16 protein-coding genes and 1 tRNA gene are annotated in these 16523 nt (G+C 64.8%); 1 reads left to right on the top strand and 16 read right to left on the bottom strand.

What is annotated here, in order from left to right; genetic code table 11:
* Positions 1 to 7: 7 nt before the first annotated feature.
* The 14 genes from QA642_RS20350 to QA642_RS20285 form a co-directional block, all read right to left on the bottom strand.
* Positions 8 to 223, bottom strand: a complete 216-nt coding sequence (locus QA642_RS20350) for a hypothetical protein (RefSeq protein ID WP_283086218.1) — start codon at positions 221 to 223, stop codon at positions 8 to 10.
* 170 nt (positions 224 to 393) lie between these two features.
* Complete coding sequence (locus QA642_RS20345; protein WP_283086217.1) at positions 394 to 1269, bottom strand: 3-keto-5-aminohexanoate cleavage protein; 876 nt, start codon at positions 1267 to 1269, stop codon at positions 394 to 396.
* A 4-nt stretch (positions 1270 to 1273) separates the two neighbouring features.
* The gene (locus QA642_RS20340) at positions 1274 to 2503 is read right to left on the bottom strand and encodes a CaiB/BaiF CoA-transferase family protein (RefSeq protein WP_283086216.1); all 1230 of its coding nucleotides are present in this window, start codon (positions 2501 to 2503) and stop codon (positions 1274 to 1276) included.
* 153 nt (positions 2504 to 2656) lie between these two features.
* Positions 2657 to 3862 (bottom strand): MFS transporter, encoded by a 1206-nt coding sequence (locus tag QA642_RS20335; RefSeq protein ID WP_283086215.1) that lies wholly within the window; start codon positions 3860 to 3862, stop codon positions 2657 to 2659.
* A 134-nt stretch (positions 3863 to 3996) separates the two neighbouring features.
* Positions 3997 to 4824 carry a 3-keto-5-aminohexanoate cleavage protein gene (locus tag QA642_RS20330; RefSeq protein ID WP_283086214.1) on the bottom strand — a complete coding sequence of 276 codons (828 nt, stop codon included), beginning with the start codon at positions 4822 to 4824 and terminating at the stop codon, positions 3997 to 3999.
* Between the two features lie 121 nt (positions 4825 to 4945).
* Positions 4946 to 6334 carry an MFS transporter gene (locus tag QA642_RS20325; RefSeq protein ID WP_283086213.1) on the bottom strand — a complete coding sequence of 463 codons (1389 nt, stop codon included), beginning with the start codon at positions 6332 to 6334 and terminating at the stop codon, positions 4946 to 4948.
* Positions 6335 to 6614: 280 nt separating this feature from the next.
* Complete coding sequence (locus tag QA642_RS20320; RefSeq protein WP_283086212.1) at positions 6615 to 7286, bottom strand: hypothetical protein; 672 nt, start codon at positions 7284 to 7286, stop codon at positions 6615 to 6617.
* A gap of 750 nt (positions 7287 to 8036) precedes the next feature.
* Positions 8037 to 8240, bottom strand: a complete 204-nt coding sequence (locus QA642_RS20315; RefSeq protein ID WP_283086935.1) for a hypothetical protein — start codon at positions 8238 to 8240, stop codon at positions 8037 to 8039.
* Between the two features lie 30 nt (positions 8241 to 8270).
* Positions 8271 to 9605 carry a sorbosone dehydrogenase family protein gene (locus QA642_RS20310; RefSeq protein ID WP_283086211.1) on the bottom strand — a complete coding sequence of 445 codons (1335 nt, stop codon included), beginning with the start codon at positions 9603 to 9605 and terminating at the stop codon, positions 8271 to 8273.
* On the bottom strand, positions 9602 to 10054 hold the full coding sequence (locus QA642_RS20305) for a DUF2231 domain-containing protein (RefSeq protein WP_283086210.1): 453 nt from the start codon (positions 10052 to 10054) through the stop codon (positions 9602 to 9604). The genes QA642_RS20310 and QA642_RS20305 overlap by 4 nt, the downstream gene beginning before the upstream one ends.
* A 62-nt stretch (positions 10055 to 10116) precedes the next feature.
* Positions 10117 to 11076 carry a GDP-L-fucose synthase gene (locus QA642_RS20300; RefSeq protein ID WP_283086209.1) on the bottom strand — a complete coding sequence of 320 codons (960 nt, stop codon included), beginning with the start codon at positions 11074 to 11076 and terminating at the stop codon, positions 10117 to 10119.
* A complete protein-coding gene (gmd, locus tag QA642_RS20295; RefSeq protein WP_283086208.1) occupies positions 11057 to 12127 on the bottom strand; it encodes a GDP-mannose 4,6-dehydratase in 1071 nt (356 codons plus the stop codon). Before gmd ends, QA642_RS20300 begins: the two co-directional genes overlap by 20 nt.
* A 127-nt stretch (positions 12128 to 12254) precedes the next feature.
* Positions 12255 to 12328, bottom strand: a tRNA-Gly gene (locus QA642_RS20290).
* A gap of 313 nt (positions 12329 to 12641) precedes the next feature.
* A complete protein-coding gene (locus QA642_RS20285; protein WP_283086207.1) occupies positions 12642 to 15053 on the bottom strand; it encodes an ATP-binding protein in 2412 nt (803 codons plus the stop codon).
* 330 nt (positions 15054 to 15383) lie between these two features.
* Here QA642_RS20285 and QA642_RS20280 point away from each other — a divergent pair, with 330 nt between their 5' ends.
* Positions 15384 to 16097 carry a transporter substrate-binding domain-containing protein gene (locus tag QA642_RS20280; RefSeq protein WP_283086206.1) on the top strand — a complete coding sequence of 238 codons (714 nt, stop codon included), beginning with the start codon at positions 15384 to 15386 and terminating at the stop codon, positions 16095 to 16097.
* A gap of 11 nt (positions 16098 to 16108) precedes the next feature.
* On the opposite strand, the gene QA642_RS20275 is transcribed toward QA642_RS20280, so the two are convergent.
* Both QA642_RS20275 and QA642_RS20270 read right to left on the bottom strand, forming a co-directional pair.
* On the bottom strand, positions 16109 to 16312 hold the full coding sequence (locus QA642_RS20275; protein ID WP_283086205.1) for a hypothetical protein: 204 nt from the start codon (positions 16310 to 16312) through the stop codon (positions 16109 to 16111).
* Positions 16313 to 16330: 18 nt separating this feature from the next.
* Positions 16331 to 16510, bottom strand: coding sequence for a hypothetical protein (locus tag QA642_RS20270; protein ID WP_283086204.1), 180 nt, complete (start codon positions 16508 to 16510; stop codon positions 16331 to 16333).
* Positions 16511 to 16523 lie beyond the last annotated feature (13 nt).

The following is a 16523-nucleotide window of genomic DNA, read 5'->3' as shown; positions in this document are numbered from 1 at the left end:
TCATGCCTCAGCCCCGCTGCGGCATCTCCTCGGCCTCTTCCTTGGCGAGCAGCAGCAGCATCTCGATGCCCATCTCGCCTTCCTGCGGCGAGCGGATGAACTTGATCTCGTCGGCGCTCTGCCGCAACGCGGCGATGATGGCGACGGCCTGATTGGCGGTGGCCGCCTCGGTCGCCAGAATTGCGTTCTGGTCCTTGGCCTGGAACCCGATCGTATAAGACATGCGCTTCCCTCCCGACTTACGGAAAGAGATCAGACTCGCGCGCGAAGCGGAAGCCTGCGCGACTACGGACCGGGTTTATCTGGGGATTGCGCGCAAGCTCCACGCAAGACCCGGCCAGCGCCACACTGAGGTCACCAATCCATGCTCAGTAATCCGGCGCCGACGTCGTGCTACGCCAGCCCCAGCATCGCGCGCGCGTCATGCGCGGTCGCAACGCTCGCGCCGAGGCTTTTTAGAATACCGGCGGCGTGCGCGACCAGCTCGGCATTGCTCTTGGCCAGCACGCCCTTGGACATATAAAGGTTGTCCTCCATGCCGACGCGGGCGTGCCCGCCGAGCAAATAGGCCTGCGCGACCATCGGGAACTCGGCGCGGCCAATGCCGAAGCCGGACCAGATCGCGCCCGGCGGCAGCAGGCTGCGCGCGTAGAACATGGTCTCCGGCGTCGCGGAGAAGCCGTATTTGACGCCGAGCACGAGCGAGAACAGGCCCGGCCCTTTCAGCGAGCCGTCGGCGAGCATGTCGCGCGCCAGATGACAGTCGCCGGAATCGAACAGCTCGATCTCCGGCAGCACGCCCGCCGCCGTCATCCGCTCGGCCATGATGCGGACGTTGCGCGGCGTGTTGATCACGACCTCGCCGCCGGAATTCATGGTGTTGAGATCGAGCGTGCAGATGTCGGGCTTGATGAGCTCGACATGCTCGACGCGCTTTTCGGGCGCAAGCAGCGTGGTGCCGGGCCCGGCGACGCGGGGGTCTTCGATCGAGGGCACGAAACGCCCGCCTGGGCCGGTGGTGAGATTGATGACCAGGCTCTCGTTGCGGGCGCGGATGCGATCCACGACATCGCGGTAGAGATCGATCTCCATCGACGGCCGCCCCGTCGCGGGATCGCGCACATGGATGTGGGCGATGGCGGCGCCGGCCTCAGCCGCTTCCAGCGCGGACGTCGCGATCTGCTCGGGCGTGATCGGCAGGTACGGCGACTGCTCGGGCTTCGTCAGGTTGCCGGTGATGGCGCAGGTGATGATGGTTTTGCCGGCCATGAAATCAGATAATCCCCTGCTTCTTAAGCTCCTCGATCTTCCCCGCATCATAGCCGAGCTTGCCACCGAGAATTTCCTGGGTGTGCTCGCCGAGCAGCGGCGGGGCGCGGTAGGTCTCGATCGGGGTCTCCGAGAGGGTCAGCGCGTTGCGGATCAGCGACAGATCGGGCTCGAACGGATGGTCGACCTTGACCCGCATGCCGCGCGACTGCACGTGCGGATCGGAGAACACCTGCTCGAAATTGTTGATCGGACCTGACGGCACGCCGGCCTCCTCCAGCTTCTCCAGCCAGTAGGCCACCGGCTTTTTCAGGAACAGGCCGGCGAAGATCGCCATGATCTCCTTGCCGTGCACGACGCGGTCGTTGTTCTTGATGAAGCGCTTGTCGTTCGCCAGCTCCGGCTCGCCGAGCACGGCACAGGTCTTCCGGAACTGGCCGTCATTTCCGACCACCAGCATCAGCTCGCCGTCGGTGCAGCGGAACACGCCGGCCGGCATGCCGCCATTGCCCCAGGTGCCGCGGCGCGGCGGCATCTTGCCGTTGACGAGGTAGATCTGCAGCCAGTGCGAGAGCGAGGCGATCACGGTGTCGAACAGGCAGACGTCGATGTGCTGCCCCTGCCCGCCATTGACGTCGCGATGATAGAGCGCCGAGAGGATTCCGATCGAGGTGTTCATGCCGGTCATGTAGTCGACGATCGACGGGCCGACCTTCATCGGGCCCTCGCCCGGCTCGCCGTCGATATGGCCGGTGACGCTCATCAGGCCGCCCATCGCCTGGAGGATGGCGTCGTAGCCGGCGCGCGGCGCGTAAGGGCCGGTCTGGCCGAAGCCGGTCACCGAGCAGTAGATGATTTTTGGGTTGATCGCCTTGATGGTCTCGTAGTCGAGGCCGTAGCGCTTGAGATCGCCGACCTTGTAGTTCTCCATGAAGACGTCGGCATCCTTGGCAAGCTCCCGGATGATCGCCTGCCCCTCGGGCTTGGCGATGTTGACGGTGACCGACTTCTTGTTGCGGTTGGCGCAAAGGTAGAAGGAATTGTTGTTGTTCGCCTTGCCCTCGGGATCGGTGAGATAGGGCGGGCCGAACGCGCGGGCGTCGTCGCCGGTGCCCGGCCGCTCGATCTTGATCACCTCCGCGCCGAGATCGCCCAGCATCTGGGCCGACAGGGGGCCGGCAAGCACGCGGGTGAGGTCAAGGATCTTGATGCCTGAGAGCGGCAAGGCCGACATGTAAGTTTCCTCCGGGAACTGGTGTTGGCGCGGCGGCTCGAGCCAAGCCGCGCCCCCTGCGGATACACCATTTTCGCTCCCCGAGCACTGCGCTCCAGGCATACGGCCATCCCCGCCCCGGCGGCGGCGAATTTCCGCGCCGCGAATATCCCGTCAGGCCGCGGCCGCCGCTGCCACTTGCGGCCTCCGGCGTCCGAGCAGGACCAGGATCAGCACCGTGGCGCAGGAGAACACGAAGGTGAGACCGAGCGCGCCGCGGCTGCCGAACTGGGTGAGCAGGCCGGCGAGCAGCGGCGGCGAGATCGCCGAGGCCAGATTGAGCGGCAGCGCGATCATCGACATCGCCTTGGCGAATTCCGCCTGGTCGTAGAACACCAGTGGGATGGTCGCCCGCGCCACCGCCATGGCACCGCTGCCGGCACCATAGAGCAGGATGAAGACCGCGACCGCCCAGGTCGCGCCCTCGCTCAGCATCAAGAGCAACATCGCCACGGGCAGCGCCGTGCCGGCGACGAGCCCGGTCGTGATGCCGTCCCAGCGCCCGCCGCCGAGGAAGTCGAGCCCGCGGGCGCTGACCTGGATCACGCCGAGCATGGAGCCGAACGCGATCGCCTGCGCCGGCGCCAGTCCCTCCGCCCGCAGCAACTCGATGAACACTGCGCCGAGACCGAAATTGACGAACGCATTGAGGGCGATCGCAGAGACGACGAGGCCGAACGTGCTCCGCGCAATCCGCGGCGCCTCCGCGCGCTTCGCCGGCGCAGCACCCTCGTCCTTCGCGACGGTCCGGCGCGGCGCCGCGAACGCAAAGAGCGGCAGCGACACGAGGAGCAGCATGGCGGCATAGACGAGACAGGTCCCGCGCCAGCCGAGATGGCCGCTGAGGTACGACGTGGCCGGCCAGAAGATGCTGCTAGAGAGGCCCGTCACCAGCATGAGCGCGCCGATCGCGCTCTTGGCCTGCCGCCCGGCGATCTCGTTCAGCATGATATAGGCGCCGGTCGAGAGCGTGGCGCTGCCGGCGACGCCGAAGATGGTCCAGGCGGCGAAGTAGAGCACCGGCTCGCGCGCGAAGGACAGCAGCACGAATCCGGGCACGGTGAGGACCGTCCCGACCATCATGACCTTGCGCGCGCCATGCCGCGCGAACGCCTTGGCGAGCCAGGGGGCGCACAGGCCCATCGTGACATAGAGAACGGAGGTGCCGCCGAACACCGCCGGCAGGCTCATGCCGAGGTCAGCCGCGAGATCGCGTCCGACGATGGCGGGAAGGCCGATCGTACCCCATCCGATGAGTTGGGTGATCGCCAGGACCAGCAGGACCCCGATGAGCCTGCTGTCAGATTTCAAGAACCGCATTCCAAAGGTCGCCTGCCCGGCAGGCGCCGATCACGCCTGTGACGCCCGTCTTACCCGGCGACTCGGCGCGGGGGAACGCCATCCGCCGAATGGCAGAAGGCAGCCGGGAGCATGTCAGCAGGAGGCAGCAGCCCCTACCCCGCGAGCCCGAGCAGGGATCGCGCCTCGGCCGCGGTCGCAACGCGCCGGCCATGGCGCGCGACAGCCTCGCAGGCGATGGTCACGAGCTCGGCGTTGCTGGCGGCAAGGCGCGTCTTGTCGACCCTGATATTGTCCTCGAGCCCGGTGCGAACTGCGTCGGCGCCTCGTGCGAGCGCCCAGCCCATGACCTCGGCCTGGTGGCGTCCGATCCCGGCGGCGGTCCAGGTCGCTTGCGGAATCAGCCGCCTCAATTCTCCCATCAGGATGTCGAGGACATGCTCGTCGGCCGGCATCGCATTCTTGACGCCCATCACGAACTGCACATGCGGACGTGCGTCCATCAGCCCCGCCTCGATCAGGCGACGGGCGCCATGCAGATGCGACAGATCGAAGATCTCGATTTCCGGCCGGATGCCATTTGACTTCATGCTGGTCGCGAGTGTCTCGACGAGCGCGGCGCTGTTCTCGTAGACGATGGTCGGAAAGTTCACCGAGCCCGTGGAGAGCGAGGCCATGTCCGGCTTGAGATAGAGCGACGATCCGCGCGCCGAGGGATCGCGGCCGCGTCCACCGGTCGAGAACTGAACGATCATCCTCGGACAATGTATCCTGATGCCCTCCTGCACCAGGGCAAAGCGCTCGGGATCCGAGGACGGCGTCTCGTCATCGTTGCGAACATGGATATGGGCGAGCGTGGCGCCGGCCTCAAAGGCCTGATGGGTCGACTCGATCTGTTCGGACGGCAGAATCGGCACCGCCGGATTGTCCTTCTTGCGCGGAACGGAGCCGGTGATGGCGACAGCAACGACGACAGGGTTCATCCCTTGACCTCATGATGATCGCGCTCGCGCGCGGAAGGTTCGACCAGACAATCACGTAACGCGTTAAGCCTGCCGCTGCAAACATCACCGATTGCAGCGGCATGGCTTCCTTGCGCTCCCGTCAGGTCGGAATTGCGGCCGCACCGCTCGCCGCCTCCGCGCGCTGCCGCTCATAATCGTCCCGCGGCATCGGCACGGCCTTGGGATTGCCGAGATCGTCGATGCTGATCCGGTAGGTTTCCCGTGCCGTGACGGCCGCCAGCGCCGCGATCACCGTGATGCCGAAGGCGATCGCCCCGACCGTCAAGGGAATGTTGGCCGAGCCGGGAGGCGCCACGGTCGCAAACAGCGCCGGGAGCAACGCGGTGATGGTCGTGCCGATGTTCTGCGAGATCGCCATTGCCGACACACGGGTGCGCGTCGGAAACAGCTCCGGGTAGAAGCTCGGGAAGATCGCGTTGTAGCCCTGATAGACGACGCCCCACATCAACAGCGACAGCAGGATCGCGAGCGGCACGTTCTTGATGCTGATGGCGTAGAGATAGCCGAACGCGAGCAGGCCGGAGAGAAGCGCGCCGACGATGATCGGAGGCTTGCGGCCGACCTTGTCGGAGAGATTGCCGACGAAGGGAATGACGAATATGGCCAGCATGTTTCCGAGGACCGGGATCCACAGATAGACGTCCTTGGCAAAACCGATGCCATAGGCCGGCTGCACCGCATAGGCCGCACCGAAGATGGTGGCAACAACGGGGATGACATTCATCAGCGCCATGCAGATGACCCTGAGCATGTCGCGCCAGCTCAGCTTGATGGCCTGAACAATGGGCGACCGCGGCGTTTCTCCCCGCTCGCCCTCGCGGGCAAAGGCAGGGGTTTCGTCGACTTCGCGGCGAATGATGTAGCCGGCGACGATGACGAAGAAGCTGAGCAGGAACGGAATTCGCCAGCCCCAGCTGTTGAAGGCTTCGGTCGGCATATAGGCCGCCAGCGGCAGGAACACCGCCGCCGCAAGGATCTGTCCAGCCTGCACGCCCTGAAGCGCGAAGCTCGCATAGAAGCCGCGCCGTCCGAACGGCGCGTGCTCCAGGATCATCGAGCTGGCGCCGGAGATTTCACCGGCCACGGCAAAGCCCTGCACGAGGCGGAGGATGACGAGCAGGATCGGCGCCAAAATGCCGACCTGTTGATAGGTCGGTAGAACCCCCACCGCCATGGTCGAGATGCCCATCAGGAACATGCAGACGATGAGCACGGTCTTGCGGCCATGGGTGTCGCCCCAATGTCCGAGCACGAAGGCGCCGATCGGCCGGGCCACATAGCCGACGCCGTAGGTCGCCAGCGATGCGACGATGGCGACGGTCGGATTCTCCGACGGGAAGAAGATTTGCGGGAAGATCAGCGAGGCGGCGGTGGCGTAGATGAAGAAGTCATAATATTCGAGAGCCGAACCGATCCAGCCGCTGGCAGCGGCCTTCCTGGACTGACTCGTCTGACGGGTCGCGGTCATCTCAAAGTTCCTCCACTGGGTTTTTTTGACGTCCCGTTGCCGGGCTTCTTGGAGAAATTGGGCAGCACTCTCCGCCCGCTCTGCGAAAGCTTCGCGAGCGCTCGTCACTGCCGATGGGGTCTCTGATTGATTGCGACAATAGGCTTTCGCCGGGCTAACACAATTACCCAGTTATTCGATAAACCTAACATGATGTTATTTTATGCGATCGAACGTGCGAAGCCCACCGCTCTCAAAGCGCCTTCTTCAATATCAGTCGTACTGCGCTTCGCCCGGTCACTCAGTCTGCGACCGCGCCCTCGGCCGCCGCCTCTTGCGCGCGATCCGGCATGGGTCCGTCACCCGCCAAAGCACGAAGCCAGCGGCGATACTCCACGCCGAGAAGGTCGCTTCTCAGATGTATCTCGTCCTTGGGATGAAGCGGCAAAGTCTTCGGGCGTTGCGACTCGACGATCACGCGATCCTGCTCGTACACCTTGTCCAGGCGCGCCACGATCTGCTCGACGCCGACATCAAAGCCATAGTTGATGGCGGCGGTCAGATGCAGCGCGCAATTTTCCAGATCGATCGGCGTGACGGCCATGAACGTGCAGAAGCGCTCAACCTCGCCGGTCTTCTTGTTGAAATAGGCCGTCGTGGGGCGGAAGCAGTAGTAATGATAGCCCGCCGTGATGGGAATGCCGCGATGATCGCCGTAGGGCTGAAACAAGGTGATCTCGCTCGTGCGCAAACCTTCATCCGTCAACACGACATCGTAATCCACGAGTTCGTCGGGATCATCGGGGTTGCCATTGAGGTTGGCGTGCACGAACGGAAAGTGCGCCGGGTCTAGGAAGTTCTCCACGGCACGAAGCGCATTTGCGTTGTAGTAGTACGGCCCGGCCTGGACCTTGCGATAGGTCGCATCCTCCCAAACGGGAAACGGAGGAACAGCGGCGACTGGATTGCCCATACAGACCCAAATGTATCCATATCGCTCGACCGCGTGATGGCGGAATGCCGCGGCTCGGCTCGTCGGCCGGGTCGTCGGATGAGCCGGGTAACGGCGGCAGGCTCCATCGGTGCCGTATTCCCAGCCATGGTAGGGGCAGACACGCAACCGTCCTTCACCCAGCCGAGCGACAAGCGCGCACCGCGATGACGGCAATAGTCCTTCCAGGCGTGAACCTCGCCGTCATGGCGCCACAGGATGATATCCTCGCCGAGCAGGCACGCCGGCACGATGGCGCCTTCGGCGACCTCCTCGCTCCGGCGGACCACGTGCCATTCGTTGACGATGGCGCGATAATCGGCTCTCTCGGTGTCCCAGGTTGACGCGATCACCATCACCTCACCTCACTCGCCCCTGGTCCAGCCGGACAGGCCGTCATCACGCATGCGGCCGCGCGAGCGACAGGTTGGCTTCCCTCTCCCGCAAATTCATGCTCCGAGCTCTGAGGGCCCAATACAACCACTGGATGCTTACACGTCAACCAGAATATCGAGATTGTACGACTGCGAATGAGATTTGGAGCATGCTAGCGCCGGCGGCGTACTTGCCCGGTCGCTCGCGGAGCCGCGATAGGCCAGCCATAGAGTGGATGCGACCGCTGGATTCATCGATCGTTCAAACAATCGTTCCGGCACGCGTCAGCGCGGATGGTCGATTGCAGCGGCGGCGGTCGTCAGATCCTGACCTTGTTCAGGTCACGCGACGATGAAGCTAGCTTCCCAGCGCGTTCTCCCCGGCGTCGCGGCCGGGCACGCTGACATGGACTTCGTGGCCCTCACGCAGCGCCAGGGACGCTGCCGCGATCGCCGACTCGAACGCGGCTTCCTTGGTGGCATATCTGCTCTTGACGTCGCCATCGTGCAGCACGCCCCATTCGTCCTGCACTGGGACAATCGCGTATTGAGCAAGGCCCATGATCTCCTCCTCCAGCTCTCTCATCCGTGGCTACCGTTGCGTGAGCTGCGGGTGCGCGGCGGTCACGCGCCACACCGTGTTGCCGCTGTCGTCGGCGACCAGCAGCGCGCCTGATTTGTCGATGGCGACGCCGACGGGGCGGCCGCGCGCGTGGTTGTCGTTGTCGAGGAAGCCGGTCACGACGTCCTGCGCGGGGCCGCTCGGCTTGCCGTCCGCGAACGGCACGAATACGACCTTGTAGCCGTTCAGATTCTGCCGGTTCCAGCTGCCGTGCTCGCCGACGAAGGCACCGCCCCGATAGGCGCTCGGCAGGCTGGTGCCGGTGTAGAAGGCCATTCCGAGCGGTGCGACATGCGAGCTCAGCGCGTAATCGGGCACGATCGCCTTGGCGACGAGATCGGGCCGCTCGGGCTTGACGCGGGGATCGATATGCTGGCCGTAATAGCTGTAGGGCCAGCCGTAGAAGCCGCCGTCCTTCACCGAGGTCATGTAATCGGGCACGAGATCGGGACCGAGTTCGTCGCGCTCGTTCACCACCGTCCACAGCGCGCCGGTCTGCGGCTCGAAGCTGAGGCCATTGGGATTGCGCAGGCCGCTCGCAAAGATGCGCCAGCGACCGCTGACGCGGTCGACCTCGAGGATGGCGGCGCGATTGTGTTCGGCCTCCATGCCGTTCTCGGTGATGTTGCTGTTGGAGCCGACCCCGGCATAGAGCTTCGAGCCATCGGGGCTCGCGACCAGGCTCTTGGTCCAGTGGTGGTCGATCGGCCCGCCCGGCAGCGGCGTCAACACCGTGCCCGGCGCGGTGATCTTGGTGTCGCCTTCCGTATAGGGATATCTGACGATCGCGTCGGTGTTGGCGACATAGAGATCGTTGCCAACCAGCGCGACGCCGAAGGGCGAATTGAGATGATCGAGGAAGACGCTCTGCGTATCCGGAACACCGTCGCCGTTGGTGTCGCGCAACAGCGTGATGCGATTGCTCGGTCCAGTATCGCCGCCCGACGTCGCCCAGGACTCGACATAGCCGATCACGATTTCCTTGGGCCGCTTGATCGGAGCGGATTTCGGCGCCTTGGATTCCACCACCAGCACGTCCCCATTGGGAAGAACGTAGAGGAAGCGGGGATGCTGGAGACCCGTGGCAAAGGCCTTGGCCTGGAGCCCCTGGGCAACCGTCGGCGTCTCGTCCTTCTTCCAGCCGACGATGCGCGCGATGTGCATCGGCGGCAGCCAATATTGCTGGATGTCGGGCAGTTTTGGATTGGCGCCGATTTGGGCCTTGGGATCGCCGCTGCCGTCATCGCAGCCGGCAAGACACAGCAGCGACGAGCACACAAGCGCGCGGGCCATTGAGGATTTCATCGCGCAACTCCTACGCGGTGGCGGTACACCATGGCCCAGCCAAGCCAGCCGGTGACCGGCAGGATCAGCACGGTGATCGCGGACAGAATGAGCCCGGTCGGCCACACCGAGGTCCAGGCATCACGCGTGTGGATCAGCAGGTTGAAAATCGCCAGGATCAGCGCCACCGCGTTGCCGATCAGATGCGGCCACGCCGGCGGCTGCGCCCGCACCAGGCGGTTGCCGAGGAAGTCGGTCAGGCCCGCGATCGCCGCCAGCACGCCGAAGACGACGCCGAACAGCAGAAGCCAGGCGGAGAAATCCGCCCACATGATCTCGGCGCTGACGACATAGGCGATGTCGGTCAAGAGCGCGCCGATGAAGCACGCGATCGGGATGGGCACCAGCATCGGATGAATCGGATGGCCCGCGATTTGCGCAGTGGAGCGCACGCGCACAGCTTCTTGCACGGTTGGCCTCGTGTGGCTTTCGCCCTGCCCGACCGGCCAACTCGTGCTTGCAGTGAAGGTTCCTAGGGCTGCGCAGTCACATGCGCGTCAGCCAGATAGGCCGCATAGGCGCGCCTCAAGCCATCGTGAAGCGAGGTTCTCGCGCGCCAGCCGAGCCCATTGAGACGGCTGACGTCGAGCAGCTTGCGCGGGGTGCCGTCGGGACGCGAGGTGTCGTAACTGATCTCGCCGCGGTAGCCGACGATCTCGGCCACGACGCGCGCGAATTCGGCGATGGCGATGTCTTCGCCGGTGCCGATATTGATCAGCTCAGGCCCGGAATAGGTCTTCATCAGGTGCACGCAGGCATCCGCCATGTCGTCGACATAGAGGAACTCGCGCCGCGGCGTGCCGGTGCCCCAGACCACGACATTCGTCGCGCCGGAAACTTTTGCCTCGTGGAAGCGGCGGATCAGGGCGGCGACCACGTGGCTCATCTCGGGATGATAGTTGTCGCCGGGGCCGTAGAGATTGGTCGGCATCACGCTGATGAAGTCGCTGCCATACTGGCTGCGATAGGCCTCCACCATCTTGATGCCGGCGATCTTGGCGATCGCATAGGGCTCGTTGGTCGGCTCCAGCGGGCCGGTCAGCACGGAATCCTCGCGCAGCGGCTGCGCCGCCAGCTTCGGGTAGATGCAGGACGAGCCCAGAAACATCAGCTTCTCGGCACCGTTCTGGTGCGCGGCATGGATCACATTGGCCGCGATCGCGATGTTGTCGTAGATGAATTCGGCGCGCAGCGTGTTGTTGGCGACGATGCCGCCGACCTTTGCGGCGGCAAGGAAGATCACCTGCGGCCGCACGCGCGCGAACCAGTCGAACACGGCGGCCTGATTGCAGAGATCGACCTCGCGGCGATCCACCGTGACGAGCTTGACGTCCTCCCGTTCGAGCCGGCGCACCAGCGCGGCTCCGACCATGCCGCGATGGCCGGCGACGTAGACGCTTTTATCTTTCAGCTCAAACGCTGTGCTTGCCACGGCCGGCGTCCCGTTTTGCCTCCGCCAGATCGCTCGCCACCATCTCCTCGACGAGCTGCGCAAACGTCCGTTTCGGCTTCCAGCCGAGCACCTGGCGCGCCTTGCTGGCGTCACCGACCAGGAGATCGACCTCGGTCGGACGGAAATAGGTGGGGTCGATCTTCACCACGGTCTTGCCGGTCGCCTCATCGACGCCGGTCTCGTCGACGCCCTGCCCGCGCCACGCGATGCGGCGGCCGACCTGCGCAAAGGCCAGCTCGACCATTTCGCGCACCGAGCGCGTCTCGCCGGTGGCGAGCACGAAATCGTCAGGCTTGTCGGCCTGGAGGATCATGTGCATGCCTTCGACGTAGTCCTTCGCATGCCCCCAGTCGCGCTTGGCTTCGAGATTGCCGAGATAGAGCGTGTCCTCGAGGCCGACTTCGATGCGGGCGACGGCGCGGCTGATCTTGCGGGTGACGAAGGTCTCGCCGCGGATCGGGCTCTCGTGGTTGAACAGGATGCCGTTGCTGGCGAACATGCCGTAGGCTTCGCGGTAGTTCACCGTGATCCAGTAGCCGTAGAGCTTGGCGACGCCATAAGGCGAGCGCGGATAGAACGGCGTGGTCTCCTTCTGCGGGATCTCCTGCACGAGGCCGTAGAGCTCGGAGGTCGAGGCCTGGTAGAACCGTGTCTGCTTCTCCATGCCGAGGATGCGGATCGCCTCCAGGAGGCGCAGCACGCCGATGGCGTCGGCATTGGCGGTATATTCCGGGCTCTCGAAGCTGACGGCGACGTGGCTCTGGGCGGCGAGATTGTAGATCTCCGTGGGGCGGATCTGCTGCATCAGGCGGATCAGATTGGTCGAATCCGTCATGTCGCCATAGTGCATCAGGAACGGCACGTTGCCGACATGCGGGTCCTGGTAGAGGTGATCGACGCGCGCGGTGTTGAACGAGGACGACCGGCGCTTGATGCCGTGCACGACATAGCCGAGCGACAGCAGATATTCGGCGAGATAGGCGCCGTCCTGGCCGGTCACACCGGTGATGAGAGCGATCCGCTCAGTCATATGGCCCTTAAGCTCCCGGCAGCCACCCGACACGGGCGGTCCGCGCGTACGTGGCATCCGTCGATTTGACGCCCTTCTTGGACAGAACGGCCGTCAGCGTCAACTCGTATGGGACCAAAGGGGAATTTGGAGCGGGTGAAGGGAATCGAACCCTCGTATTCAGCTTGGAAGGCTGCTGCTCTACCATTGAGCTACACCCGCGTTGCCGATCCCCTAACACGGCCCGGCGGCGGTCTCAACTGGCCCTGACCGGGCTTTCCCGCCCTGCGAACGCCCTTGTTCCCGGTCCTTCGCCCCACCTCTTAACGACGAGGCGGTTTCACCCTATATTGAGGCTCCCGAAACCAACGAAAGGAGGTGATCCAGTGTCTTATCTCAAGCGCTGTCACCTCGCTGGGATCGCCCGCTAAGCTCCAAGGCTTGGCATCGGGGCGCTCTCAGCCCTGGACCAGCGAGCAAGAAATCGGGCGCGACGGGACTTTCCCGCCGCGCCTTTTTCGTCTGCCGGCGCGCCTCAGGCTGGCGGCTCGCCCCCAAGCACCTCGCGAATCTTCTGCGACAGCTCCGACTTCCGGTATGGCTTGCTCAGCAGCGCCACGCCGGCATCGAGATGCCCTTCGTGGACGATGGTGTCGTCGGTATAGCCGGAGGTGTAGAGCACCCTCACCCCTGGCCGGCGAAGCCGGACGGCTTCGGCCAATTCGTGCCCGTTCATGCCGCCGGGCATGATGATGTCGGTGAACAGGAGATCGAATTTGGCACCCTGGTCGACCAGCGCGAGCGCGGCTGCGCCGTCGCCGGCGGCGAGCGTGCGATAGCCGAGGCTGCCGAGCTGGGCGATGACATAGCCCTGCACCAGCGGATCGTCCTCGACCACGAGGATGGTCTCTTGCCCGCGCGCTGTGGCGGGCGCCAGAACCGGCGCCGTCCTGTCCGGCGCTTCGCCCTTCGATCGCGGCAGGAACAACCGCATCACGGTGCCGCGTCCCTCCTCGCTCTCGATCGCGACGGTGCCGCCAGTCTGGCGAGCGAAGCCGTAGACCATGCTGAGTCCGAGGCCGGTGCCGCGGCCGGCGCCCTTGGTGGTGAAGAACGGCTCGAACACGCGCTCACGGATGTCGGCCGGGATGCCGTGACCGGTGTCGCTTACTGCGACCATCACGAAGGCGCCGCGGACGACATCGCCCTCGCCGGCACCTTCCGTGCCGTCGAGCTCCCGGTTCTCGGTCTCCAGCGTCAGCCTGCCGCCACCCGGCATTGCGTCACGCGCGTTGACGGCGAGATTGACGATAGCGGACGAAAGCTGCGACGGATCGGCCATCGCCGACCAGACGTCGTCCGCGAGCCGCGTCACGATCTCGACATGCTCGCCCAGGATCGGCTTCAGCAGCTTCGCGGTCTCCAAAACAAGGGCGTTGACGTCGATTTCTCGCGGCTCGAGCGGCTGGCGGCGCGCGAAGGTCAGAAGCTGCGAGGTGATCTCGGCGCCGCGTGTGGCGGCATCGTCGATGAGCTGCGCGATGGCGGCGAACTGAGGCCTGTCCGCGAGCCCCTCCTGGATGAGCTCGATGGTGCCGGTGATGACCGTGAGCACGTTGTTGAAGTCATGTGCGACGCCGCCGGTGAGCTGGCCGATCGCGTCCATCTTCTGGGATTGGCGCAGCCGCTCCTCGGTCTCGTGTTGCGCGGTGAGGTCGGTGGCGGAGCCGCGATAGCCCATGAAGCGTCCATCTGACCCGAACACCGGCTGGCCGTTGACGCTGAAATGGCGCAGGCGTCCGCTCGCATCACGACCGCGATATTCGAACTTCCGGAACGGCTCGTGACGGTCCAATGTCGCCACGTGCGCGCGCCATTTCTCCGGCTCGGCGTCGTGGTCGAAAGCGGCATCGGTGCGGCGCTTGCCGATCAGCGCCTTGTGGTCCATGCCGAAGGCGCCGGCCCGCTCCGATATGTAGGTGAACCGATGATCCGGTCCGGTTTCCCAGAACCAGTCGGACGCGGTCTCGGCATAGTCGCGGAAGCGCTGCTCGCTCGCGCGCGCATCTTCTTCGGCGCTGCGGCGGATCTTCAGGTCACGTTCGAGATTGGCGTTGGCCTCGCGCAGCTCGCCATAGGCGTACTCGAGATTGGCACACATGACATTGAAGGCGACGACCACCTTGTCCAGCTCGTCGGGATCGTAGGGCGGACGGCGCTCCAGCTGCAAAGGCGGCGGCGGCCGCGCCAGATTGTACTTGCTGACGAAGTCGGCGATGGCGACCAGGTGCCGCGTCACCAGCAGATGGAACATGTAGATGATGAACAGCGAGACGAGAAACGTCTTCGCCGCCTGGCTCGCCAGAATGACCAAGGCACGGTGCAGCAATTGCTGATACACCTCGCTCAGCGTCGCTTCGACGTGAAGCACGCCGATCGCGCGCGCGGTCCCCCGCACGATGGTGGTCAGGGGATAGTCACGCGTCACGATCGAACGGGTGTTCGGCTCGCCGACCGCAACACGGATCGGATTGGGGCGATCGGCGATCTCGCGCACTTCGGCGGCGCGGATGTCGGGCAGCCGCAGGATACCGTCGAGCTGGAGCCTGAGCTGGTTCTGGTCGAGATTCCACAGGCTCTCGCCGAGGCTGCCGGTGGTGCTGCGGCCGATCTCGTCGAGCCGCGTCTCGATGACGCCGACCTCGCGCTCGTAGTCGAGATAGAGCTGCAGCGCGGTCAGCATCAGCGTGACGATGGAGCTAAACAGCAGCACGGCAGCCAGCAGGCGCGGCCCGACGCCGCTGCGTGACCAGTTGAAGACCCGCGACAGCAACGCTCCGATCATCGCCGGCGCAAGCGCAACGCCGATCCCGCCCAAATCCTGCTTCGCGGCCGCCGGGGCAACGGCGCGGCTGCGCTTGGAGTCCCCATCGCCTGAGTCACCCATGCACCATGTCCCGGGAATGGCGGCACCTGCTCCGGCCAGCGAGTGGCGGCCACGAGCAATTCGACAGTCCAGATTCTCTTCACGCGAGGCTTGGCAATCCTGTCGGCCCATGGGCGGCTTGAGGTCGGCGGGGTCATATCTTGCGCCCAGCAGCAGGACTCTGGCGCAAGCTATCACCTCGCGTGCTAGAATGACATCGCTGAAAGTCCGGAATCGCCTCATATCGCGGGCGAGCGTCAGTAGGTGCGGCCGTCGCGCAGGCGCCACCCCGGGTAGATCGCGCGGGCCTCCGAATCCAGCGGTAGTAAGGTTCGACAAAGGAGAAGCGTGATGTGGCGGATTGCCGTCGCCTGGCTGTCTTTGCTCGCAGCCGCTCCATCGCAGGCGCAAGACCTGATCCGGCTGGCGCGCATCGCCGACATCCCCGATCAATATGTCGGCGGCGAGATGCTGCGGGCTGTCTACGCCAAGCTGAACATCAAGCTCGAATTTGAGGACGTTCCCGGCAAGCGGGCGCTCGCACTGTCGAGCGCCGGAGAGGTGGACGGCGAGATCCAGCGGATCGGGACGCTCTCCCGCGACTATCCGACGCTGGTCCAGGTCACGCCGGCGATCAACTACATCGAGCCCGCGGTGTTCACGACGAAACTGCATTTCGATGTGGCCGGCTGGAATTCAATTCAAGACTACAGCATTGGCATCGTCCGCGGCGTCGGCTCGTCGGAGGCCGGCACGCGCGGCATGGCCCGCGTCACGGCGACGACCAGCCTGGAGAGCATGGTCAAGATGCTCGATGCGGACCGCTTCGACGTGATGGTCACCGACCTCTTCAGCGGGCTCGTCGCCGTGAGGAAGCTCAACCTGCAGGCCAGGATCTACCCGCTCTCGCCTCCGCTCGAGCGCATCCACATCTTTCACTATTTGCACGAACGCCATCGCGCTCTGGTGCCTGAGGTCGGCAAGGTGATCGCGCAGATGGAGGCGAGCGGCGAACTGGCAAATCTGCGGGAGACGCTCGTCAAGCAGGTCCTGAGCGCACCGTAACCGGCGCAGGCTCAAGTCGCGCGAAGCCGCTCGCGAAAGGCAACGGCGGCAATCAGCACGCCGACACACCAGGCCACGACCGCCCGGTGAGGCTCTTCGCCGAGGAGCACGGTGAAGATGCTCGTGACCAGGCATGGCGCGATCGCGTTGCCGTTCCGGCTCGCCAGCGAGAACAGGAACGGCAGCGCAGCGATCGAAATTTGCAGGACGCTCATCCGCAACGACTGGTTGCGTCAAAAGCCACAGACATTCAGCGCGCGCGGGCGCTTGCCGCGCCGGCTCTCGACAATGTGCTCGCCACCATTCTCGGCCGAGCTTCCGTAGTAGCGATGGTGACCGCTCTGGTCGTGCAGGTCGGCTGGCTCGGACTTCCCCGCCCGACGCGCGTCGCAGATGATCTTGATGGTCGACATGGCCGCCTCCGAA

The sequence above is a fragment of the Bradyrhizobium sp. CB2312 genome, from assembly GCF_029714425.1.
Lineage (GTDB): Bacteria > Pseudomonadota > Alphaproteobacteria > Rhizobiales > Xanthobacteraceae > Bradyrhizobium.
This window is presented reverse-complemented; position numbering and strand designations above follow the sequence as displayed.